The organism is Pseudaminobacter soli (ex Li et al. 2025), assembly GCF_003012705.1.
Classification (GTDB): domain Bacteria; phylum Pseudomonadota; class Alphaproteobacteria; order Rhizobiales; family Rhizobiaceae; genus Pseudaminobacter; species Pseudaminobacter soli.
The window spans coordinates 114,894-136,458 of sequence record NZ_PXYL01000011.1; the positions used below are offsets into that span (position 1 = coordinate 114,894).

19 protein-coding genes are annotated in these 21,565 nt (G+C 61.9%); 9 read left to right on the top strand and 10 right to left on the bottom strand.

The window, feature by feature from the left end:
- Positions 1 to 575 precede the first annotated feature (575 nt).
- Complete coding sequence (locus C7I85_RS20385) at positions 576 to 2,117, top strand: sulfatase-like hydrolase/transferase (RefSeq protein WP_146148904.1); 1,542 nt, start codon at positions 576 to 578, stop codon at positions 2,115 to 2,117.
- Positions 2,118 to 2,179: 62 nt separating this feature from the next.
- Here the strand turns inward: C7I85_RS20385 and C7I85_RS20390 are convergent, their stop codons facing one another.
- Both C7I85_RS20390 and uvrB read right to left on the bottom strand, forming a co-directional pair.
- Positions 2,180 to 2,383: a dodecin family protein gene (locus tag C7I85_RS20390; RefSeq protein ID WP_106725859.1), complete on the bottom strand. Its 204-nt coding sequence runs from the start codon at positions 2,381 to 2,383 to the stop codon at positions 2,180 to 2,182.
- Between the two features lie 190 nt (positions 2,384 to 2,573).
- Positions 2,574 to 5,588: an excinuclease ABC subunit UvrB gene (gene uvrB / locus C7I85_RS20395; protein ID WP_106725934.1), complete on the bottom strand. Its 3,015-nt coding sequence runs from the start codon at positions 5,586 to 5,588 to the stop codon at positions 2,574 to 2,576.
- Positions 5,589 to 5,800: 212 nt separating this feature from the next.
- Here uvrB and C7I85_RS20400 point away from each other — a divergent pair, with 212 nt between their 5' ends.
- Positions 5,801 to 6,913, top strand: a complete 1,113-nt coding sequence (locus tag C7I85_RS20400) for a glycosyltransferase family 4 protein (RefSeq protein ID WP_106725935.1) — start codon at positions 5,801 to 5,803, stop codon at positions 6,911 to 6,913.
- Between the two features lie 36 nt (positions 6,914 to 6,949).
- Here the strand turns inward: C7I85_RS20400 and C7I85_RS20405 are convergent, their stop codons facing one another.
- On the bottom strand, positions 6,950 to 7,207 hold the full coding sequence (locus tag C7I85_RS20405) for a SemiSWEET family sugar transporter (protein ID WP_245445021.1): 258 nt from the start codon (positions 7,205 to 7,207) through the stop codon (positions 6,950 to 6,952).
- 461 nt (positions 7,208 to 7,668) lie between these two features.
- Between C7I85_RS20405 and C7I85_RS20410 the strand changes: the two genes are divergently transcribed.
- The 4 genes from C7I85_RS20410 to C7I85_RS20425 all read left to right on the top strand — a co-directional run bounded on the left by C7I85_RS20410 (position 7,669) and on the right by C7I85_RS20425 (position 11,844).
- A complete protein-coding gene (locus C7I85_RS20410) occupies positions 7,669 to 7,920 on the top strand; it encodes a DUF1344 domain-containing protein (RefSeq protein WP_106725861.1) in 252 nt (83 codons plus the stop codon).
- Between the two features lie 211 nt (positions 7,921 to 8,131).
- Positions 8,132 to 8,371, top strand: a complete 240-nt coding sequence (locus tag C7I85_RS20415) for a DUF1344 domain-containing protein (RefSeq protein ID WP_106725862.1) — start codon at positions 8,132 to 8,134, stop codon at positions 8,369 to 8,371.
- A 271-nt stretch (positions 8,372 to 8,642) separates the two neighbouring features.
- A complete protein-coding gene (locus tag C7I85_RS20420) occupies positions 8,643 to 9,839 on the top strand; it encodes a DUF937 domain-containing protein (protein ID WP_181257236.1) in 1,197 nt (398 codons plus the stop codon).
- Between the two features lie 475 nt (positions 9,840 to 10,314).
- Positions 10,315 to 11,844 (top strand): ABC-F family ATP-binding cassette domain-containing protein, encoded by a 1,530-nt coding sequence (locus tag C7I85_RS20425; protein WP_106725864.1) that lies wholly within the window; start codon positions 10,315 to 10,317, stop codon positions 11,842 to 11,844.
- 58 nt (positions 11,845 to 11,902) lie between these two features.
- On the opposite strand, the gene C7I85_RS20430 is transcribed toward C7I85_RS20425, so the two are convergent.
- Complete coding sequence (locus tag C7I85_RS20430) at positions 11,903 to 13,120, bottom strand: mandelate racemase/muconate lactonizing enzyme family protein (protein ID WP_106725865.1); 1,218 nt, start codon at positions 13,118 to 13,120, stop codon at positions 11,903 to 11,905.
- Positions 13,117 to 14,733: a GMC family oxidoreductase gene (locus C7I85_RS20435; protein WP_106725936.1), complete on the bottom strand. Its 1,617-nt coding sequence runs from the start codon at positions 14,731 to 14,733 to the stop codon at positions 13,117 to 13,119. The genes C7I85_RS20430 and C7I85_RS20435 overlap by 4 nt, the downstream gene beginning before the upstream one ends.
- Before the next feature lie 192 nt (positions 14,734 to 14,925).
- Here C7I85_RS20435 and C7I85_RS20440 point away from each other — a divergent pair, with 192 nt between their 5' ends.
- Complete coding sequence (locus C7I85_RS20440) at positions 14,926 to 15,318, top strand: acyl-CoA thioesterase (RefSeq protein ID WP_106725866.1); 393 nt, start codon at positions 14,926 to 14,928, stop codon at positions 15,316 to 15,318.
- A 15-nt stretch (positions 15,319 to 15,333) separates the two neighbouring features.
- Here the strand turns inward: C7I85_RS20440 and C7I85_RS20445 are convergent, their stop codons facing one another.
- Positions 15,334 to 15,708 carry a winged helix-turn-helix transcriptional regulator gene (locus C7I85_RS20445; RefSeq protein WP_106725867.1) on the bottom strand — a complete coding sequence of 125 codons (375 nt, stop codon included), beginning with the start codon at positions 15,706 to 15,708 and terminating at the stop codon, positions 15,334 to 15,336.
- 88 nt (positions 15,709 to 15,796) lie between these two features.
- Between C7I85_RS20445 and C7I85_RS20450 the strand changes: the two genes are divergently transcribed.
- On the top strand, positions 15,797 to 16,399 hold the full coding sequence (locus tag C7I85_RS20450) for an NADPH-dependent FMN reductase (protein WP_106725868.1): 603 nt from the start codon (positions 15,797 to 15,799) through the stop codon (positions 16,397 to 16,399).
- 128 nt (positions 16,400 to 16,527) lie between these two features.
- On the opposite strand, the gene C7I85_RS20455 is transcribed toward C7I85_RS20450, so the two are convergent.
- Positions 16,528 to 17,817 (bottom strand): hemolysin family protein, encoded by a 1,290-nt coding sequence (locus C7I85_RS20455; protein ID WP_106725869.1) that lies wholly within the window; start codon positions 17,815 to 17,817, stop codon positions 16,528 to 16,530.
- 459 nt (positions 17,818 to 18,276) lie between these two features.
- On the opposite strand from C7I85_RS20455, the gene C7I85_RS20460 reads away from it, so the two are divergent.
- Positions 18,277 to 18,912, top strand: a complete 636-nt coding sequence (locus tag C7I85_RS20460) for a DUF1062 domain-containing protein (protein WP_106725870.1) — start codon at positions 18,277 to 18,279, stop codon at positions 18,910 to 18,912.
- Between the two features lie 22 nt (positions 18,913 to 18,934).
- Here C7I85_RS20460 and C7I85_RS20465 read toward each other — a convergent pair whose 3' ends face one another.
- The 3 genes from C7I85_RS20465 to C7I85_RS20475 form a co-directional block, all read right to left on the bottom strand.
- Positions 18,935 to 19,951: an extensin family protein gene (locus C7I85_RS20465; protein WP_106725871.1), complete on the bottom strand. Its 1,017-nt coding sequence runs from the start codon at positions 19,949 to 19,951 to the stop codon at positions 18,935 to 18,937.
- Between the two features lie 95 nt (positions 19,952 to 20,046).
- On the bottom strand, positions 20,047 to 20,964 hold the full coding sequence (locus tag C7I85_RS20470) for an extensin family protein (RefSeq protein ID WP_106725872.1): 918 nt from the start codon (positions 20,962 to 20,964) through the stop codon (positions 20,047 to 20,049).
- 65 nt (positions 20,965 to 21,029) lie between these two features.
- Positions 21,030 to 21,455, bottom strand: a complete 426-nt coding sequence (locus C7I85_RS20475; RefSeq protein ID WP_106725873.1) for a DUF3775 domain-containing protein — start codon at positions 21,453 to 21,455, stop codon at positions 21,030 to 21,032.
- Between the last annotated feature and the right edge of the window lie 110 nt (positions 21,456 to 21,565).

Sequence of the window (21,565 nt, forward strand, 5' to 3'; positions counted from 1 at the left end):
CTCCCGCCAAAAAAAGAGGCCGTCAGAGATTCACGGTGTCGGGGAAAGGGTTCGCACAAGACGTCCAATCTCCGGGCCAGTAAATGCCCGAACACCAAATCTATCGCACGGAAATGTGAAGTTTGCAAGTCGAGGTTGAGTTATAATTCTGACATCATTTTACAAAGCGCAATGGAATCAGCCGCCTATGCCGGAATAGAGCAGTTGCATTCGATCACGAAATCGAGAGGATGATTTGTTGGCTGAAAATCATCTTTCTGATGGGGCGGTTACCAAGTCGATGAACTTCGGATCGCTTGTGTTTCTCGCCATGCCATGGTCGCGTGCCTTCGCCATCTCTGGCCTGACCTGTTTCTGCGTGAGGCATTAGCAGTCAGGCAATGTAAGGCAGGGCACGGACTTTCTTTGCTTTTACTTGAGGGTATCGCTCTTCTTTTTGAGAGGCTGTGACTTTCCCGATTTTGCCACGGCCATATTGTGACATTTTTGTGAAAGGTCTATGTCAGTTCCGGAATCGGGTGTGGTCTGGAGATGCGACCTTGCGCGCCTCTCGGGCCGATCGTTCGGGGGGCACCGTGATCAGAAATCAGCGCATCGTTCTATTTCTTTTCCTGATGTCGTTTTTCTATCCGCTGAGAATGATCTTCAATTTCCATGGGCGACAGAGAATTATTTATATTCTATCGGCGCTTTTCGCGGCTTTTGTTTTTAAATTCTACGACAGCAAGGACTCCAAGAAGAAGTCGCTGTTTCTCTGGAGTTTGATCCCGGTCATATTCCTCGCGGTTTACGTTTTTGTCTTTGCTGTTTTCGGTGCTTTCGATTTCGGTGCGGTCGTCTACCATCTGCAATCCGGCATGAACGGCGGACATCCCGATATTCGCGGCGCAAAGGTATTCTATGTCGCGCTCTCTCTTGTCGGTTTCCTGCTGTCGCTGCTCTATCTCAGGCGTCATGACCCGCGGTTCCACTATGTGGATATCAGCCTCGCCTTGGCCTTCGTTGCAGCGAATCCCATAGTCTGGACAGCCGCCGATTTCTATCTGAGCCCACCCGATCCGACGCTGACCAATTTCTATACCGCTCCGCCGAAGCAATTGCCCGAAGGCGTGAAGAAGAAAAACATCATCATCATCTATGCGGAGAGCGAGGAGCGGACGTTTGCCGACATCAATCACGGCGCCGAGACATTTGCGGAAATGTCCGAAGTCGCAGCGTCCGGCATCGAAGTTCAGGGCATACGCCAGCTCGCGAACACCGGCTGGACGATGGCTGGCTTCGTGTCGTCGCAGTGCGGTGTCCCGCTTCAGCCGCGCGGCCTGTTTAGCGAGAATAACTTCGCGCACCAGGCCAGCTTCTTCGCCCCTATCGATTGCTTAAGCGACGTGCTGAATGCGAACGGGTATCACACCGAGTTCATGAACGGCGGTGACAGCCATTTCGCGGGGATAGCGACTTTCGTTGACGGCCACAAATTCGCTTTCCGAAGCGGAGTTGAAGATTACCGGGCAATCGCGGGCGATTACCTCAATGTATGGGGGCTCTACGACGACACTCTGTTCGAGCAGGCGGAGAAGCGTATCGAACTTCTAGGAAAGCAGGACAAGCCTTTCGCCTTCTCGATGGCCACCATCGGCGGCCATGCACCTAATGGCCATGTGTCGAGGACCTGCCGACAGAAGCTTGAGCAGGGCGAGTTGAGCGAGATGCAATTCGCCATCAAATGCACCGGCTATCTTATCAAGACGTTCCTGGCTGTTCTGAAGCAGAAGGGGCTGCTGGAAAACACCATCGTCGCCATACAAAGCGATCATCTCATCATGGAGAATGAGCACTCTGGCGAGTTGAACGCCAAGAGGCGCATGAACTATTTCAGCATTTCCGGCGATGGCATCGAACCTGCAGTGATCAAGCGCGAGGCTGCCATGTTCGACGTTTTCCCGACGCTGTTGCAAGTGCTGGGAATGGAGCTGCCCGGCGGTCGCGCGGGGCTTGGCGTTTCCCTGTTCGCCAAGGAGCCCAATCTTGTCGAGACCTATGGACAAGACAGGCTTGACGGGATGCTCCGCCGCGACTGGATGCTGAGCCGCAAATTGTGGGGCGACGCTAGCTCGTAAAGGAGAAGAACGCCGCGACCGGCTCCGGCGGAAATATGGCAGCCGGCGCGGCGTGCGGGACGTCAGTCTTCGAGCACGAAGGTGACTTTCAGGTGGACGCGGTAATGGGTGATCTTGCCGCCGGCGATCTTGATCTGCTGATCCTTCACCCAGGCGCTGGTGATGTTCTTCAATGTCTTGCTGGCGCGTTCCACGCCCATTCTCACGGCGTCGTCGAAACTCTTGTCGGAGGTGGCGGTGATTTCCGTGACCTTGGCGACAGACATGGCTTCCTCCTGTTGTCTGGACGGCCGGCCCCGCCGCTGATCCGGCGTCTAAGGCCCGAAAATGCGGGCTGCGGGGCGGTGCGCAGGAGGAACTAGGGCGCGGGCACGCCTTGTCATGGGGACGGCACCGTGCGCGCCGGAATGCCTGATCGCCGAAGGGAAAAACCCGCGCAGCGCGCGGGTTTGTTGGTCAGTGTCCCGGCTTGCCGGTCTTGCCCGGACGTCGCGCCTTGGCGCGCTCGTCGGCCGGATCCTCATAGGAGCCAGCGCCGATCTTGGCCCGCTTGATCGGCTTGACGCTCTCGACCGGTTTTTCGGTGCGGCGCACGGTCATCTCGTCGAGGCTGTTCTTGCGGAACAGCGATTTTCCGCTGTCATGGTCGTCAGGCAGTCCGTAGTCGGCGCCGTGCGCCTCCTCTGCCGTCTGCTTCTTGAACAACGAGCGCGAAACGGCGCCGGCCGGTTTCGCCATATCGGTCCCAGGCCCCATGTCATCGATATGCGGCTTCTGGAACAGCGACTTGCCGAGCGGCTTTGCGCCGTCGGCGCCCATTTCGTCCAGATGCGGCTTGCGGAACAGAGACGAGTCGCCCTTGTCGTCGGTGGTGCGATGCTTCGCGATGCCCTTGTTGTGTTTGCCTTTTTCGCGGCCGGAGACCGGGCTTTCCATGTCGGCATATTTCGCCAGCGGGTCGTCGGAGACCGCGAGCTCCATCTCGCGCAGACGCTTGATCTCGTCACGGATGCGTGCGGCCTTTTCGAAATCGAGATCGGCGGCGGCGTTGCGCATCTGCTTGTCCAGCGCTTCAAGATGCGTCTTGAGATTGTTGCCGACCAAGGCGCCGGCATCGTCGGTGAACTGCGAGATGTCGGCGCGGACGTGATCCTGCTCGTAGACGGACTCCAGAATGTCCGAGATGCGCGACTTTACGCTTTCGGGTGTGATCCCGTTGGCCTCATTCCACGCCACCTGCTTTTCGCGGCGGCGAGTCGTCTCGGCCATGGCGCGTTCCATGGATCCGGTGATGTTGTCGGCGTAGAGGATGACTTTGCCGTCGACGTTTCTTGCCGCGCGCCCAATCGTCTGGATGAGGGAGGTTTCGGAACGCAGGAAACCTTCCTTGTCGGCGTCGAGGATGGCGACGAAGCCGCATTCGGGGATGTCGAGGCCCTCGCGCAGCAGGTTGATGCCGACCAGCACATCGAAGGCGCCGAGGCGCAGGTCGCGAAGGATCTCGATGCGCTCCAGCGTGTCGATGTCCGAGTGCATGTAGCGCACGCGAATGCCGTTCTCGTGCAGATATTCGGTCAGGTCCTCGGCCATGCGCTTGGTCAGCACCGTGACCAAAGTACGGTAGCCGGCCTGCGTGGTGGCGCGGATTTCGCCCAGCACATCGTCGACCTGGCTCTTGGCCGGACGCACCTCGACAGGAGGGTCGATGAGGCCCGTCGGGCGGATGACCTGCTCGGCGAAGACACCGCCGGCCTCCTCCATCTCCCAGCCGCCGGGGGTTGCCGAGACGGCCACCGTGAGCGGACGCATGGCATCCCATTCCTCGAAACGCAGAGGCCGGTTGTCCATGCACGAGGGAAGACGAAAGCCGTATTCGGCCAGCGTCGCCTTGCGGCGGAAGTCGCCGCGATACATGCCGCCGATCTGCGGCACGGTTACGTGGCTTTCGTCGATGAAGACCAGTGCGTTGTCCGGAATATATTCGAACAGGGTCGGCGGCGGATCGCCGGGGCGGCGGCCGGTTAGATAGCGCGAATAGTTTTCGATGCCGGAGCAGGAGCCTGTCGCTTCCAGCATTTCGAGGTCGAAGCGCGTGCGCTGCTCCAGTCGCTGCGCTTCAAGCAGGCGCCCGGCCTTTTCAAGCTCGACAAGGCGGTGCTGCAATTCCTCCTTGATCGACTTGATCGCCTGGTTGAGCGTCGGACGCGGCGTCACATAGTGCGAGTTTGCGTAGATCTTCACGCTCTTCAGGTCGCCGGTCTTTTGGCCTGTCAGCGGGTCGAATTCGGTGATCTGCTCGATCTCGTCGCCGAACATGGAGACGCGCCAGGCCGAATCCTCAAGGTGGGCCGGGAAGATTTCGATGGTGTCGCCACGCACGCGGAACGAGCCTCGCACGAAGTTGATGTTCTGGCGCTTGTATTGCTGGGCGACGAGGTCGGCGAGCAACTGACGCTGGTCGAGCCGGTCGCCGACCTGCATCTGGAAGGTCATCGCAGTGTAGGTCTCGACCGAGCCGATACCGTAGATGCAGGACACGGAGGCGACGATGATGACGTCGTCGCGCTCCAGCAGCGAGCGGGTGGCCGAGTGGCGCATGCGGTCGATCTGCTCGTTGATCGTCGATTCCTTCTCGATGAAGGTATCGGTGCGCGGCACATAGGCTTCCGGCTGGTAGTAGTCGTAGTAGGAGACGAAATACTCTACCGCGTTGTCGGGGAAGAATTTCTTGAACTCCGCATAGAGCTGGGCGGCCAGGGTCTTGTTCGGCGCCAGGATCAGGGCCGGGCGCTGCGTTTCCTCAATCACCTTGGCCATGGTGAAGGTTTTTCCCGAGCCGGTGACGCCGAGCAGCACTTGCGTGCGCTCATGTTCAGAGACACCTGAAACGAGATCCTTGATGGCGGTCGGCTGATCGCCGGCCGGCTCGAAATCCGAAACCATCTTGATGGCCACGCCGCCTTCGGACTTTTCCGGCCGTTCGGGCCGGTGCGGAACCCAAAGCTCGCCGTTCTTGTGCAGCGGGTTGCCACTCTCGATCAATGCGGAAAGTGCCGCGACGGTTGCGGTGACGCCCGCAGGGGCGAGCGTCTCGGCCTCCTCCAGGCTGATGTCGAGGCCGGCGACTGGATTGAGGCCGGCGGCGGCGCGCTCCTTGGCCGTGGCGGCGCCGCCCATCGAGGTGCCGCGCCCAGATCTGGTCGGGGCAGCAGAGCGCTCGGGGATTTTCTTGGCTGGCTTGGGCTTTGCCTTCTCGGCCTCCCGCGAAATCTCTTCGGCCCAGTCCGAGATTGAGCCGCCTAGCGGCGTGCCCGACAGTTCAGCCTGCGGAGCCTCGGAAAAGCCCTTGCGCTCCAGCGGCTCGGCCGCGTCGAGGAAGTCGGTCAGCGCACTGCGCCGCACGCCCTTTGCCGGTCGGTCATCGCGAGCCGCAGCTTGGCGCGGCGTTTTCTTTTCGGGGGATTTGGCCATGCGCTGGAATATGGTAGGAGTCCGGAAAAATGAAAAGGGCAGGTTGGGCAAAAGACGTTCTGCCACCTCGGCTCCTGACATGGCGGTGTCAGTGGTGCCGGATGGCTTCGGGCCCGCACCTAGCGCTTGTCATCCGGTCTACCGAAATAAGCTCTCCGTTTCCTTCCATGTAACGCTTGGCCGTTGGCCTTTCAGTATTGGTGCGCAAGCCGATGAAGATCGCTCATCTCATAAGCCACACGGGTCTGAACGGCGTGGCGACCAGCACCAAGACGCTGATCGATCAGCAGATCCTGGCCGGGCACGAAGTGATGCTGGTCTATCCGCGCAAGTCCTGGATCGGAAAGCAGAGCTTCGCTGGCCCGATCAAGATGCTGGAAAGCAGCTTCAAGACACTGCCTGCCGATCTTAGGGAAACCGGCTATCCGATCCTCGACTGGCGGCGAACGCTCATTCACACGCATGGCAGCCGCGCCAACAAGTTCGGAATGATCTATGCGATCGTCGATGGCGTTCCGACCGTCATGACGGCACATGCCCGCCAGTTTCAGATACCGTGGCGGTTTGCCCATGCCGTGGTGGGGCTGTCGCAGCAGACCGCCGACTACTACACGAGGCGGCTGTTGGTTTCCCCCCGTCGCATGCATATCGTGCCGAACATGTTTGATGCCGGTGCCCTGTCGCCCGTGTCCGACCAAGCGCGCAGCAACGCGCGTCGGGAGTTGGGCATACGCGACGAGGCATTCCTGCTCGGCAGCGTGGGTATGGTCGGCAAGCGCAAGCGTCAGATCGACATGGTGCGCATTCTCGGCAAGCTGGTCGCCGCGGGGATCGACGCGGAACTGCTGCTGATCGGTGGATTGGAAGACGAGCAAATGCCGGGCTGGGAGGAGGCGATTGCCGATCCGGCCCTGCGCGGAAGAATACACCTGCCGGGACAAAGATCGGACGCGGTCGCCTTGGTTCCGGCGATGGACGTCTTTCTTTGTACCTCCGTGCGCGAGGAGGCGCCGATCGCGCCCCTGGAGGCGATGGCGCAGGCCATCCCGGTGATTTCGACCGATGTCGGCAACATGGCCGACCTCCTGCCGAAGGACCGCATCTTTGCAATCGGCGACATCGATGGCCTGGCCGGCGCGGCCGAGTTGCTCGCGCGAAATCCGGAATTGCGGGCAAGCGACGGATCGGTCGACCGCAGCACCGTGACCGGCAAGCTGGCTCCCGGGATCATCCTGCCGCAGATCGAGGATATTTACCGCGCCGCCATCAAGCAGGCCGGCCCGCGTGGCTACAAGAACCTCAAGCAACTGGCCGCAAAGTCCTGACAGCCCGCGGCCCCTGTTTGGCTGATGGGAGACGGTTCAGCCATAGCGCAGCTTCAACCCGAGGATCGTTGCGATGAACAGGAAGGTCACCACGTTGGCCATGATGATCGGCCAGGAGCCCAGGAACAGGCCGTAGATCGCCCATAGCAGCACCCCGGCGGCCAGGGTGCCGGTCGTGCCCCAAGAAATATCGCTGGTCTGCTTGTCACGCAGGATCTTCACAATCTGCGGTAGCCAGGCAAACGTCGTTATCACGGCCGCGATCGTGCCGATCAGTTCTATGAAGGGATGCACGGAAGCGACTTTCAAGGCTGGTGAGGAGCTGGGCAATGCATGCCAGAAAGCTCGATTCGTGTGAAGTCGCGATGTTGCTAGGCAATTTTGCCGAGGCTTTCAGCCATGGGAGGCGAAAGCGAAATGTGGAAACGCAACTCACGCGTTCCAGCGTGATCGGTTCCCGCAGAGATTGCGGCGCCTGGGTGGCTGTAACACGGCAGGGTGCCTTTCCGCCCAAACCGGTGATTTCTCCGGGATGCGCTTGAAACATTTCTCCGAGAGGCGCGGCGCGAAGCAGCCGGGCGTGCTTGCAGGCTGCCAAATGTGGCGCAAATAAGCCTATGTTTTCGTTGATAAAATTCATTCTTTGTGATTTGCCGGACGTGGCCTATCGACCCTATCTCCAGGGCGTCCGGCGGGCTTGTTGTCTTCCCCGCGGCGAGCAAACGCCGGGCGCTGAACATAACGGAGTACTTGTCATGAAGAAGATTCTCGTTACCGCCGCTGCTTCGCTGGCTTTCATGGGCGCTGCCTATGCAGGAACCTTGGAAGGCGTGGTGAAGTCGGTAGATCCCGCGACGAAGACGATCACCCTCGAAGACGGTACCGCTGTTGTCGCTGACGACGCCGTGACGCCCGAGGCCCTCGGCGTGCTGACTGCGGGCGCCAAGGTGAAGGTGACCGTCGACGACAGCACCACCAAGGCCACTGCCGTGGAAGTTGCGAAGTAAAGATCGCAATCCCCGATATCGGCTCCAGTATCAGGCCGGCCCGCTTTGCGGGTCGGTCTTTTCGTCCGTGCGCCTGAAAGCAGAACCTTGTTCTCGAATTTACCTCGACGACGGCAACCGTTTTGCGGGTCACGCGTTAGCCAGCCACTCGCTCAGCGCCTGCACGCCGGCCCACGGCGCATTTGCAGCGCCAGGATTTAGGAGAAGCCTCATGAAAACCGTCCTTGGAACTGCCCTCATGTCCATGTTGCTCATTTCGTCGGCGATGGCTGGTGAGATGCAAGGCAAGATCAAGTCGATCGACATGAAGAAGCACATGATCACGATGGAAGACGGCATGTCCGTCATGACCCGGCCCGAAGTTAAGCTCGACCATTTCAAGCCCGGCGAGCACGTGAAGATGATGATCGACAAAGACAAGATGGCGACAGCGGTCGAAAGCATGAAGTAGCCTTTCGGCACTGATTTCCAAGGGCCGGTCCAGTGTGACCGGCCTTTCATATGGGCACCGGTCGCCGCGCGACCGGTAATTTCCGCAGTGCCGCAGGCCGTGCTGCAAGGCTGTCAATTCACTTTTGCGGCTGCAAAGCTGGCGGTGCCATGGCTCGGATGGTAAAATAACAGCTGAGCTGAACCGACTTGCCTAGAAACGCCGACCATGGCGGTTCAATGCAGTCCATGAACGCCAGGGTCTGTCGCTCTCCTGCACGTGGAGGATGAATATGGCCACGAATCTCATCTCGCATATCATGCAATTCCTGACGCCGGACACGATGAGCCGCATCGGGACACTCGTCGGTCTCGACGGGAACGTGACCGAGCAAGCCACTTCGGCTATCGTTCCTGCGCTTCTTGGCGGCTTTGCCAAGATCGCCACGACGCCCGATGGGGCACGCAAGCTCTACGACACGGTTGCAAGACAACCCACCGGAACGTTCGACAATCTGACCCAAATGCTCGCTGGCTCGGACCGCAAGACGCTGGTGGAAAACGGGCTCAACACGGTTTCGTCGCTGCTCGGCGGTTCGGCCACGCAGACGTTGGCTGGCGCCGTTTCGAAATTTGCCGGCACGAACCAGAGCGCGGCCTCGTCGCTGATGGGCGTTCTGGCGCCGGTAGTGACCGGTGCGCTGGCAAAGGAAACGGTTGCGCGGGGGCTCGACGTTTCCGGGCTCGCGCAACTGCTCAAATCGCAGTCGAGCCACATCCAGGCCGCGCTTCCTCCTGGCTTTACCGACATACTGAAAGGCGCAGGCTTGCTCGGTGACATAGCGGCCCCGCCGCCACCGCGTGCCGCAGCGACGACAGCGACGAGTCCGACGGTGGACATCCAGGCCCAGCGGGCGGCTGCAGCGCAACAAGCGCCCTCTTCATCGGCCAACTGGCTGTGGGTCATCCCTGCCATCCTGATTGCGGGTGGTGCATGGTGGTGGTTTGGCGAGAGGAACCAGCCGGCAGGACCTCAGGTCGCCCAGCAGCAGCCCACAACCGAGCCGCACCAAGGCGTTGATCCTGGAATGACCGCGGGAATTCCGGGAGGCGATTTGAAGACGCGCGCCACGCAGGCCCTGGCCGCGCTAAACGCCGTACCCGGCGGCTCCGACATCGCCAAACAGACTGCCACGGCGCTCGATACCGTGAAGACTTCGCTGAGTCAGGTATCGGATGCGGCGAGCGCTCAGACCGCAGTGCCCAAGCTGCAGGAGGCTGATGCCGAACTTGGCAAGGTCAACGGTCTGGCCGCGCAGTTGCCCGCCACGGGGCGCACCGCCCTTGCCACGCTGATCTCGGCCAACCTGCCGACGATCAATGCCGAGCTCGACAAGGTGCTGGCGCTTCCCGGCGTCGAGCCGATCCTCAAGCAGCCGGTCGACACTCTGCGGAGCAACCTCGAAACTTTGTCCAAGGCTCCGGCCTGACGTTCATTTCGGTTTGCTCGGCCTGACCGCCGGGCAAACCGACGCTTTCGGTTTGGTTGTCGCAAGGACTGTTGTCTAAACGTGACCTGCAGATTGCGAATAGCCGGCCAAGACATTGGACCGGCCACGTTGGGTTGCATCTTTTCTTTCGTGCCGGTATTGAACTTGGCGTCAACTCATTCAAGAAGGAGGGCTGCGCGTGAATACGTTATTCCGGCACGACCGCCAGCGCGGCCCCGTTCATGCCCTGCGGATGCGTCTGCAGGGCTGATCAGAGACCGTCTTTTCAGACAAATCTTCCTGGTCTGCCCTGAGTGGTAGCGTGCCGCCGAGCCTGCTGGCTCGGCGAAACGCAAATCAATCAGAAATCAACCGAGCCATGACGGCCTGCGCCCAAGGAACAAGAGCAGGTCGAAGCAGCCCGAACCGCGAGTGGTTCCGCTGCCAAAACGCTCGGCAAGACCAGAGAACGACCATGGCTTTGATCAATGCCCGCAATCTCGGCATCACCCTCGGTGCGCCGCTCTTTTCGAACCTAAATTTTGCTGTCGAAGCAGGCGACCGCCTCGGCCTCATCGCCGCCAACGGTCGTGGAAAATCCACGCTGCTGAGATGCATTGCCGGCAGCCTTGAGCCGACCGCCGGCGAGATCACCCGCTCCCGCGGCCTGCGTGTCGGCCATGTCGAGCAGGATGTTCCGGCAGGCCTGTTGGCTACGCCATTTTACGACGCCGTCCATCAGGCGCTTCCGGCCGAACAGGCCGAAACGGAGGCCTGGCGCGTCGATGTCGTGCTGGCTTCGCTCGACGTGCCGCAGGATTTCTATCGGCGCCCGCTCGGCAAGCTGAGCGGCGGCTGGCAGCGCCTGGCGTTGCTCGCGCGCGTCTGGGTCACGGAGCCCGACGTACTGCTGCTCGACGAGCCGACCAACCATCTCGACCTTGCCCGCATCAGCCAGCTCGAGGAATGGCTGACCGCATTGCCGCGCGACGTGCCGGTTGTGATGTCGAGCCACGACCGCGCCTTTCTCGACGCCACGACGAACCGAACGTTGTTTCTGAGGCCCGAGCAGTCGCAGGGCTTTTCGTTGCCCTATAGCCGGGCGCGGGAAGCGTTGGACGAAATCGATGCCGCGGACGAGCGCAAGTTTCAGCGCGACATGAAGACCGCGCAGCAACTGCGCCGCCAGGCGGCCAAGCTCAACAATATCGGCATCAACTCCGGCAGCGATCTTCTGGTTGTGAAGACCAAGCAGTTGAAGCAGCGGGCGGAGCGGCTGGAAGACGCCGCGCGCCCGGCGCATCAGGAGCGATCCGCCGGTGCGATAAAACTCACCAATCGCGGCACGCATGCCAAGGTGCTGGTGACGTTGGACGATGCGGCGGTCGAGACGCCGGACGGGACGCTACTGTTCAAGACCGGCAAGCGCTGGATCTGCCAGGGCGACCGCATCGTCCTGCTTGGCCGCAACGGCGCCGGCAAGTCGCGACTCGTGAGTTTGATCCGAAAGGCCATCACCGAGGCCGGTTCGGTTCCCGATACACTCAGGGCGACGCCCTCGGTGGTGCTGGGCTATGCCGACCAGGCGCTGGCTGATCTTCGCGACGACGATACGCCGCTGGCCATGATCGGCCGGCGCTTCGACATCGGCGACCAACGCGCGCGATCATTGCTGGCCGGGGCAGGGGTGAATGTCGACATGCAGGACCGGCCGATCGGCAGGCTCTCCGGCGGGCAGCGGGCCCGGCTCGGCATGCTCGCGCTGCGCCTTGCCAACCCAAATTTCTATCTCCTCGACGAGCCGACCAACCATCTCGATATCGATGGGCAGGAGACGCTGGAGACGGAGTTGCTGGAACGCGAGGCGAGTTGCCTCTTGGTGTCGCACGACCGCAGCTTCGTTCGCGCGGTGGGCAATCGCTTCTGGCTGATCGACAAGCGACGTCTGGTCGAAGTGGATGGGCCGGAAGAGTTCTTCGTGTCGGTTGCCGCAATGCGAGAGTAGATGAGAAAATGATTCCGGATCGGCGGCCAAGCCGCTGATCCGGAATCGGATTTTTGCCCTATGGGAACAGCGGCTCCTGAGTCATCTGCAGGTGCAACTCCGTGCCGGTCCAGGGATGCGCTTGGCACACCGCTTCGTCCAGCTCGACGCCGAGGCCGGGTTCCTTCGACGGGATGACGTTGCCGTCCTGCCATTCGATCTTCTTCTTGAGCAGCTTTTCGTGGAAGCCGTCCCACTGCTTCAGAGACTCGAGGATGAGGAAGTTGGGCAGGGTCGTCGCAAGCTGGATGTTGGCGGCGCCTACGATCGGCCCGCAATAGCAATGCGGCGCGATCTGGATGTGGTAGGCCTCGGCCATGGCCGCGATCTTCTTGGTTTCGTGAATGCCGCCAGAACGGCCGAGATCCGGCTGCAGGATGGTGGCGGCGCGGTTTTCGATGACGCGGGCGAATTCGAACTTGGTCGTCAGCCGCTCGCCTGTCGCGATGGGGATCGACGTGCCGCGCGCAACCTGCGCCATCACTTCCGGCATGTCCGGTGGCACTGGTTCCTCGAACCACAGCGGATCGTAGGGTTCGATGGCCTTGGCCATGCGCAGCGCGCCCGATGCCGTGAACTGGCCATGCGTGCCGAACAGAATGTCAGCGCGGTCGCCGACCGCCTCACGGATCGCCTTCAGCATGCGTGCCGACAGGTCGATGTCGATAAGGCGTGGCTGGTGGCCGTCGAAGGCGGTGTAGGGGCCGGCGGGGTCGAGCTTCACCCCGTTGAAACCCTGCTCGACATAGGCGAGCGCGCATTCGGCGGCGAGGTCCGGATCGTTGTAGACGTTCTTGTCGGGATTGTCGGCCTCGGCCGGTACGGCGCTGCCGGTGGTGGGATAGAGATAGGTGTATGAGCGCAGCGCCTCGTGTACCTGGCCGCCGAGCAGCTTGTAGACTGGCTTGTTCGCTTCCTTGCCGATGATGTCCCAGCAGGCAATTTCCAGCGCCGAAAAACAGCCCATGACGGAAATGTCCGGGCGCTGCGAGAAGCCGGAGGAATAGGCGCGGCGGAAGAAGGTTTCGATGTCGTGCGGATCACGCCCGACCAGGTAGCGCTCGGCGAGGTCCTCGATCATGCGGGCGGTGACATGCGGACCGAATGTGGCGTTATAGGCCTCGCCATAGCCGACCACGTTGCTGTCGGTCGTGAGCTTGACGAAGATAAAATAGCGCCCGCCGATGCCCGGCGGCGGATTGCCCACGACGAAGGTTTTTACGTCGGTGATTTTCATGGGTGGTCCTCCAAAATCATCTCCGCGCCCTTCCAGCCGGTCATGATGGAAGCTGCGTTGGTGTTGCCGCTAATGTTGTCGGGGAAGATCGAGGCGTCGACGATGCGCAAGCCCGCCAGGCCGTGCACCTTGAGGCGCGGATCGACCACGGACTGCGAAGCGTCCGGTCCCATGCGGCAGGTGGAGACGGGGTGATAGACCGTGCCGCTGCGCTTGCGGAAATCGGCGATCAGCTCGTCGTCGCCCACGCATTTCGGGCCGGGCAACACCTCTTCCGTAATGACCTCGCTCATTGCCGGCATCGACGCGATCTTGCGCACGAATTTTACGGCCGCCAGCATTTCGGCGACGTCTGTCTCGGTGGAATAGCCGTTGGGCACGATCTTCGGATAGTCGAGCGCATTGCGCGAGCGGATCATGATCGAGCCGCGGCTCGACGGCCGGCAGTTCGATAGGCCGATGGAGAAGCCCGGCCATGGATCGGGCGTCAGGATGGGGCGCTCGCCGGGCTTGGGCAGAACGGTCGAGAATGCCTGGAAATAGAGCTGCATGTTAGGGCGCGTCTGGCCCGCATCGGTGCGGAAGAAGCCGCCGCCCTGGTTCATGCTCATCGACAGTGGCCCGGTGCGCAGAAGCAGATATTGCATGCCGACCAGCATCTTGCCCCACCAGGGGCGCAGGGTCTGGTTCAGCGTCGGCAGGCGGCCCTTATAGGTGTAGTTGATGCCGAGGTGGTCCTGCAGATTGGCGCCGACATGGGCGTTGGCGTGTACCACCGGAATGCCGAGGTTTTTCAAGAGATCGGCCGGGCCGACGCCGGAAAGCTGCAGGAGCTGCGGCGTGTTGACCGAGCCGCCGCACAGCACTACCTCGCGACCGGCGCGCGCAGTGATCGTGCGGCCATGCTTCAGATATTCGATACCGACCGCGCGGGTGCCCTCGAACAGGATTCTTGTTGCCAGCGCGTTGGTGACGACGCGGATATTGGCGCGCTTCATCGCCGGGCGTAGGAAGGCGCGGGCGGCGGACCAGCGGCGGCCGCTCTTGGTGTTGATCTGATAAACGCCGACGCCCTCCTGGGCAGCGCCGTTAAAATCCTGATTGAGGGCGAGGCCTGCCTGCTGCCCGGCCTTCAGGAAGCGGTGGGTGAGGGGATGCACGCGGCTGCGATTGTCGGTCACGTGGATCGGGCCGCCGCGCCCGCGCCATTCGTCGGTACCGGCCTCGTTGTCCTCGATCGCCTTGAAGATTGGCAGGAGGTCGTCAAAACCCCAGCCGGTGTTGCCGGCCGCTGCCCAGCCATCAAAGTCCTCGCGCTGGCCGCGGATCCAGACCATGGCGTTGATCGAGCTCGAGCCGCCGAGCAGTTTTCCACGCGGCCAGTGGTCGGCATTGCCGGCAAGACCTGGGTCGGGTTCGGTCTTGTAGTTCCAGTTTACCGCCGGGTCGAAGAAGGTCTTGCCGTAGCCCAGCGGCATCTGCACGAAGAAGCGACGGTCGGTGCCACCTGCCTCCAGTACCAGCACCGAGAAGCGCCCGCTGGCCGACAGTTTTTCCGCAACCACAGAGCCTGCGGAGCCGGAGCCGACGACAATGAAATCATAGTCTTGCATGGGAAACGAAAGACCGTCCGCGAACTGGCTGAAGTATCGATTCAAGCCTAGACCCCGTTCCACCGCCTCGGCCTATGGGCGACCGGCATGGCCTGTGAAAAAAGCGACGGGCGAAAATGTCACTCGTGCCCAAAACTTGCCCAACGCGGCTGCAACTGCCATCCATGCAGGAGATGTTTTCGGAGATTCCAGATGCCCCATTTCGCAGACGGCAAGCCGACGGGCGAGCTTACCTTGCGCACGCTGGCGATGCCGGCCGATGCCAACGCCGCCGGTGACATCTTTGGCGGCTGGGTGATGGCGCAGATGGACCTTGCCTGCGGCATCCGCGCCGCCGAACGCGCCAAGGGCCGCGTCGTGACGGCGGCGGTGAAGGAAATGTCCTTCGCCAAGCCGATGAAGATCGGCGACACGCTGTGCATCTACACCCATGTCACGCGCGTGGGCCGCACCTCGATGACGCTGAAAGTCGAAGCCTGGGCGCAGCGCTATCTCACCGACCTGATGGAACGGGTGACCGACGCGGATTTCGTCATGGTGGCGCTGGACGGCGAGGGCAAGCCGAAGCCTGTACCGGTGGAATGAAGCTTTTAGGACCGACTAAGCCTTCGCATTCGCCAGATCGAATTTCATCCGCGCCTCGGTCACGCGCGCGGTGTTCTTGCGCGCCCATTCGCCCAGCGCGGTGACCGGCACCAGAAGCTCGTGACCAAGGTCGGTGAGTTCGTAGTCGACCCGTGGGGGGATGGTGGGGAAGACCGTGCGCGTGACGAAGCCGTCGCGCTCCAATCCGCGTAGCGTCGTGGTCAGCATCTTCTGCGAGATGCCGCCGATGATGTGGCGCAACTCGTTGAAGCGCATGGGGCCGTCACCCAGCCGGCTGACGACAAGCACGGTCCATTTGTCGCCCACGCGCTGCAGGATATCGCTGACGGCCCGGCAGTCCTCGGTGTTGTGCAGGTGCCTAGGTTTCAAAAAAGTGCCTCCTTGTGCGGCGTTTTCTAGGTCACTTATATAGTCTCGGTATCCATTGGTTACCAGATTTCAAAAGGAGACAAATACGATGTCCAAGCCCAAAATCGGCGTAGTCGTCGGCTCCACGCGAGCGACGCGTTTCGCCGACAAGCCCGTCGAATGGTTCGTCAGTCTGGCCAAGGCGCGCGGCGATGTCGAGGTCGAAGTGATCGACCTGCGCGACTATCCGCTGCCCTTCTTCGATGAGGCCGTTTCTCCGGCATGGGGCCCTTCGCAGAGCCAGGTCGCGCGCAAGTTCCAGGAGAAGGTCGCTTCGCTCGACGGCTTCGTCTTCACCGCCGCCGAATACAATCACGGCCCGACCGCCGTGCTGAAGAACGCGCTCGACTACGCCTACAACGAATGGAACAAGAAGCCGGCCGGCTTCATCGGCTATGGCGGCGTCGGTGGTGCGCGCGCCGTGGAGCAGCTGCGCATGCATGCGGTCGAGTTGCAGATGGCGCCGACCAAGACGGCGGTTCACATCGTGTGGGGCGATTTCCTTGCCATCAGGGAGGGCAAGAAGATCGAGGAATTCGAACACATCAACCAGGCCGGCAAGGCGCTGCTGGACGAAACCGTCTGGTGGGCCAAGGCGCTCAAAGCCGCTCGCGAGGCCGATGCGGCCGCAGCCGCAACGAAGGCTGCCTGAGCAGCCAGGACATTTCCTCCCAGGGACGGGCAGGGCGGCAGCGATGCCGCCCTGTGCTTTATCCGGGACAGGTCAGATTCTGATTCATGTCGTGACGGCAAGACCTTGAAGCGGCTTGCTTAACGGCGTCACGCATTCGGCAACTTGGCGGCCAAAATCTTGTCGATGCGGCGGTTGTCGAGATCGACGACTTCGAAGCGCCAGCCCTGCGCGTCGACGCTTTCGCCCGTCGCGGGCAGGTGGTGCATATGCGCCAGCACGTAGCCGGCGACGGTTTCGTAGTCGCGGTTCTCCGGCAGGTCGATGTCGAGCAGGTCAGCCATCTCGTCGGCCGGCATGTAGCCCGCCAGGAGCCACGAGCCGTCCTCGCGCTGCACGGGGGCAAAATCGCTTTCGTCGATGTCGGCGCGGAACACGCCGGTGATCGCCTCGAGGATGTCGGCCGGCGTGACGATGCCTTCGAAATGGCCGTATTCGTCATGCACCAGCGCCATCGGTATGTCGGATTCCTTCAACGTGGCGAGCACGTCGAGCGCGTCCGCCTGGTCGTGGACGATCGGGGCGGGGCGTACGTGCTTGGCTGCATCGAAGCCACGGCCCAGCAGGATGGTGGCGAGGATCTCGCGCGTCTGCACCACGCCCACCATCGCGTCGATGCTGCCTTCGCCGGCCGGCAGGCGGGAATGATGCGTCTCGATCAGAAGCTTGCGGATCGATGCCTCATCGGCATGCAGGTTTAACCAGTCGATCTCGGGGCGCGGCGTCATCACCGCGCGCACGGCGCGGTCGCCCAGGCGCATGACGCCCGCGATCATGCGGCGCTCGTCGGATTCGATCGTGCCATGATGCTCCGCCTCGGCGACAAGCATCTTGATCTCCTCGTCGGTGACCTTTTCTTCGCTCTCGCCGCGCTGGCCAAGAAGCCACAGCACGCTGCGGCCGGAGATATCGAGCAGCCAAACCAGCGGCGCGCCGGCCATGGCGAGCACGTTCATTATCGGCGCCACGCGTGCGGCGATCTGCTCCGGATTGCGCAGGGCAATCTGCTTGGGAACCAGCTCGCCGACGATGAGCGAGGCATAGGTGATGACAGCCACGACCAGGCCCACGCCAAGCGCGTTGGCAACGCCGCTCGACATGCCGTTGTCCATGAGCATCTGGCTGAGACGCTGGCCCAGCGTGGCGCCCGAAAAGGCGCCCGATAGGATGCCGACCAGCGTGATGCCGAATTGTACGGTGGAGAGGAAGCGGCCGGGATTGGAGCCGAGTTCCAGAGCGCGACCTGCGCCTCTGACGTCGCGGTCGATCATCGCCTTGAGCCGGGCTGGCCTGGCCGAGACGATTGCAAGTTCAGACATGGCCAGGAGGCCGTTGACACAGATGAGGACGACGACGATAGCAAGTTCGACGTATAACATCGCCGCTCCATAGCATTGCCGCAGGGTCATCGAAAATAGGCCGGGCCGATTTTTGTTGCGTGGGAGCGTGATGACGCACTTGTTGTCACCTTGGCGCAGTATGAAACCCGGCCAACAGCCAAGCGGGGCGTGAAGTTATCCGGTTGCGCCTGCCGTATTTTTCACGTTATGAGTGCGCCCTATTTTCATCAGCTCCGGTTTTTGACTTTGCCCACATAACCGCCGGTCTCCGCAGTTCTACCCGATAGCAGCAGTAATGCAGTCGCGTTGCTGAACCATTTATTCTGCGTTCTTCGAGGTGGCGGTTGAGACTGGTATGGCAGGCTGGACTGCTGCCGGGCATTGCTCGCTCCGGCGTTCGCTCCTCAATCGCCCTCGAATTTCCTGTCACATCGCGCCTCCGTGCGAGGCTTCTCAGCGCCGTCTTGACGAACTTCCCAGCGAGGAAGGCAAGCCGGCATGTCCAGCACTCTCCATGTCCAATGGATCGTTACTTCACTCATCGCACCGCGTCCGTGGCTCACCTGTGGCCGATGCGGCGGCATCAAACCCTTTCAGAGCAGCGGCAAAGCAAGACTGAATGCCAATGGCAAACGGCTCGACGCCTGGCTCATCTACAAATGCAGCGACTGCGAAAACACCTGGAACCGGCCGCTGTTCGAGCGCCGCAATGTCCGGGATATCGATCCTCTGCTGCTCGAGGCGCTCCAGGCCAATGACCATCGCCGGATCGAGGTGTTTGCCTTCGATATCGACGGCCTGCGGCGCAGTGCCGGACGCATAGAAGAGTTCGGCGAAGCAAGAGTGGCCAAGCAAGTGCTGACTGGAGATCCGGCGTCGTTCGACGGCATTCGGATCGATTTGCGCGTTCCCTTGCCATGCTGCCTGCGACTGGACCGGCTGCTGGCTGCCGAACTCGGTGTGTCGCGCACGAAGATCCATGACCTTCATGATGCGGGCGTGCTCAAGCTGTCACCGAAAGGCGAACGCACGCTCCGACGGCCTGTTCGTGAAGGGATGTTTTTCGAACTGGATGCTTCTTCGGTCGGCGAACAAGTGCTCGCTCAGGCGGTGACAGGTTCAGCAACAGGCTGACGACCGCGTCGCCTGTCGTCGGTTACCGGCAGGCGACGTAGCCGTTCTTGCGCGGCTTGATGTCGAAGTGGAAATGGTTGCGATGGTCGTAGTTGTAGCCGGGGCCGAGCACGGTGGTGAAATAGTCGCAGCCATCGGCCCGCACCGTGTTGAGAAAGCCCTTTTCGCGGAAGGCGAACCAGCCGGGCTTGCGCACGTCGATGTCCTTGCCGCTGGTCAGCTCGATGCGCATGACGTCGAGCGCGTTGCCCCTGGAATGCTCTGACGGGACAGTGGTCCGCGCGATGCGGCGGCAGGAATAGCTCGAACCCTGGTGGATGGTCCGGACACCCGACCAGTAGCGCCAGCGGGCGGCCGGCACCAGCTCGCTGCGGGTCCAGCGCGAGAAGGTCGCCGCCATGCGGCAGCTGAGCGTCGCGGCCGGCTTCATCTGCACGCTGCCTATGGCCGAGACGAGAACCGGATAGTCGATGCGGCAGGCGCCGCCATCGTTGATCGGCGCCAGGTTGCGGAAAGTCACGCCGAGACGTTTCAGGTCATTACGGCAGGCGACCTCATCTGCCGGCATCGCGGCGCCAGGCGACATCGGCGTGTTCATGCGCGGATAGGCGACCATCGTCGGGTTCGAGGGGACCAGCGTCTGCAAGCCTGTCGGCCTCACCGCAGCGGGCGGAATGACTGCGGCGACCTGCGTCTGGGGCTCGGCCTGCTCGAGCGAAGGCTTGCTGGCTTGGGCCGGGCCCTCGGTTTCGTAGTCCTCGTACGAACCGCCCACCGATGTCGGCGGCTCCATGGGAGCAAGCGCTGCCCCCATCGGGGCAGGGGCAGGTTCGTTGGCGGTGTATGCCGGTACCGGCTGCATGACCCTTGGCGGAACGGCCGATGTCTGCAGGCCCACGTCGACCTCCGGGCGCAACACGCCCTCGGTGCTGCACGAGGTGACGATCGCGGCAATCAATGCTGCGGCGCCGATTGCGGAGGCGCGAGCGATGCCAAATCGCCGTGCCCCTGCTCGCGCGGCATGAAGTTTTTGGGCCATTCGCGGCTTCCTATCCTGAAGTCGGCAGGATAGGTCGCGAGGGTAAAGGAATGGTCAGCGCCGGGGTTTACGCCTGTGGCGCGAATGCGGCTTTTCTATTCGCAGAATGTGCCGCCATGCCTGCGCGGTTCGAGGTCGAAATGCAGATGCCGGGCATGGTCGGCATCGCTGCCTGGCCCGAGAACGGTCTTGAACGGACCGCAAGCGGCCTTGCGGATATCGGCGAGGAATTTTGCGGCCTTCTCGTCCGGGGCGGTTTCGACGTCTATCTCGGTGCCTTTCGAAAGGCTGAAATGACCGATGTCGAGCGCATTGCCGAAGGCATGTTCGGATAGCTTGGCGGCGCCGTTGCGCGGGCGGCAGGCATAGGCGGAGACCTGAGATACCGATTTGAGCTCTTCGCCATAGGTGTTCCTCGCTGCCGGGGCGATGATGTTTTCCGCAAAGCGCGCTGCTGCCTCGGCCAGGCTGCAGTTCATCAGCGCGTCCGGTTCGAGCTCGATGCCTTTGCCGAGCGTCTTCACGGAGATCGGATAGGGCAGGGCGCAACCGGAGGTGCTGCTTTCGGGCGGGCGTTCCTCAAAGCGGACACCGAGTGCATTCAGTCTTGCCCGGCAGGCGGCTTCGTCCGCCGGCATGATGGCCGAGCGTGGTGCGTTTGAACGCGGGTCCGGTGGCTCGACCTTGTCGGTATCCTGGGATTTGCCAGTGGGCGGCGCTCGTGCCGGAGCTTTCTCGGGCAAAGGTGCCCTGTCGGGAGTCGCAGGGTCTTCGCCATTTGGCGTAGCAGCCTCACCTGTCTTGCCGCCCTCGGCGTCCGGGCGCGGTTCGGGCACGGGCGTGCCGCCGAGCCTTGCGGGTGGAATATTTCCCGCGGGCGGCGAAAAGACCTTCGGCACTGGAACCTTCTGCGGCAGTGCCATCGACTGGGCCTTTGCGGAATTTACGCAAAGCAGCGCCATGGCCAGCGCGGGCAGAAGTGTCGCGAAAATTCCGTGCGAAAACTTCTTCATCGGCACAGCAACGGTGACATCGCTGTACCGGTTGCCGCATGCCGATCACGAATGGTGTCGCGCTGTCACGCGCCGATGGCTTCGAGCCCTTCTTCGAGCCAGTCGCCCAGCATGGGCAAGCCGAGCAGATATTTGGCGGTGCGGTTGTTGCCGCGCCGGCGCGCTTCGGTCACCGCCTCTTGCCATTCCGAGGCCTCGTAGTCGCCGCGGCCGACCCAGACCAGCGCGACGAGTTCGGCCGCCTCGTCGACATTCAGGTCGTCGATGAGCTCGCGCAGTTCCTCTTCGGTGAGGTTTTCAGACTCTTCCTCGGCAAGTCCGTCATGGGCATGGCTTTCGTGCGCCTCGCCGTCGATCGCAACCTCGTGTTCGGCGCCATCGAAATAGTCGTCGTTCACGGCCGCGCTGATCGCCTTCGCCTTTTCGATGAAGAGGCGAACGGTGTCGGGACCGATAGTCAGATCCCATTCCCTGTCGGACTTTGACTCCACAGGCGTCGTCCTTGCCCCGCTTTGCGGATGATAGCCCATTTGCGGACAACGTCACGCGCGATGTTGGACAAGATGGGTCAGATGGCGCCGCGAGGGCGGTTGACACGGAG

Excerpts from the sequence above, each read along its gene's own strand:
- C7I85_RS20390 (WP_106725859.1), bottom strand. The coding sequence starts at position 2,383 with ATGTCTGTCGCCAAGGTCACGGAAATCACCGCCACCTCCGACAAGAGT.
- uvrB (WP_106725934.1), bottom strand. The coding sequence starts at position 5,588 with ATGGCCAAATCCCCCGAAAAGAAAACGCCGCGCCAAGCTGCGGCTCGC.
- C7I85_RS20400 (WP_106725935.1), top strand. The coding sequence starts at position 5,801 with ATGAAGATCGCTCATCTCATAAGCCACACGGGTCTGAACGGCGTGGCG.
- C7I85_RS20410 (WP_106725861.1), top strand. The coding sequence starts at position 7,669 with ATGAAGAAGATTCTCGTTACCGCCGCTGCTTCGCTGGCTTTCATGGGC.
- C7I85_RS20415 (WP_106725862.1), top strand. The coding sequence starts at position 8,132 with ATGAAAACCGTCCTTGGAACTGCCCTCATGTCCATGTTGCTCATTTCG.
- C7I85_RS20420 (WP_181257236.1), top strand. The coding sequence starts at position 8,643 with ATGGCCACGAATCTCATCTCGCATATCATGCAATTCCTGACGCCGGAC.
- C7I85_RS20425 (WP_106725864.1), top strand. The coding sequence starts at position 10,315 with ATGGCTTTGATCAATGCCCGCAATCTCGGCATCACCCTCGGTGCGCCG.
- C7I85_RS20430 (WP_106725865.1), bottom strand. The coding sequence starts at position 13,120 with ATGAAAATCACCGACGTAAAAACCTTCGTCGTGGGCAATCCGCCGCCG.
- C7I85_RS20435 (WP_106725936.1), bottom strand. The coding sequence starts at position 14,733 with ATGCAAGACTATGATTTCATTGTCGTCGGCTCCGGCTCCGCAGGCTCT.
- C7I85_RS20440 (WP_106725866.1), top strand. The coding sequence starts at position 14,926 with ATGCCCCATTTCGCAGACGGCAAGCCGACGGGCGAGCTTACCTTGCGC.
- C7I85_RS20450 (WP_106725868.1), top strand. The coding sequence starts at position 15,797 with ATGTCCAAGCCCAAAATCGGCGTAGTCGTCGGCTCCACGCGAGCGACG.
- C7I85_RS20455 (WP_106725869.1), bottom strand. The coding sequence starts at position 17,817 with ATGTTATACGTCGAACTTGCTATCGTCGTCGTCCTCATCTGTGTCAAC.
- C7I85_RS20460 (WP_106725870.1), top strand. The coding sequence starts at position 18,277 with ATGTCCAGCACTCTCCATGTCCAATGGATCGTTACTTCACTCATCGCA.
- C7I85_RS20465 (WP_106725871.1), bottom strand. The coding sequence starts at position 19,951 with ATGGCCCAAAAACTTCATGCCGCGCGAGCAGGGGCACGGCGATTTGGC.
- C7I85_RS20470 (WP_106725872.1), bottom strand. The coding sequence starts at position 20,964 with ATGAAGAAGTTTTCGCACGGAATTTTCGCGACACTTCTGCCCGCGCTG.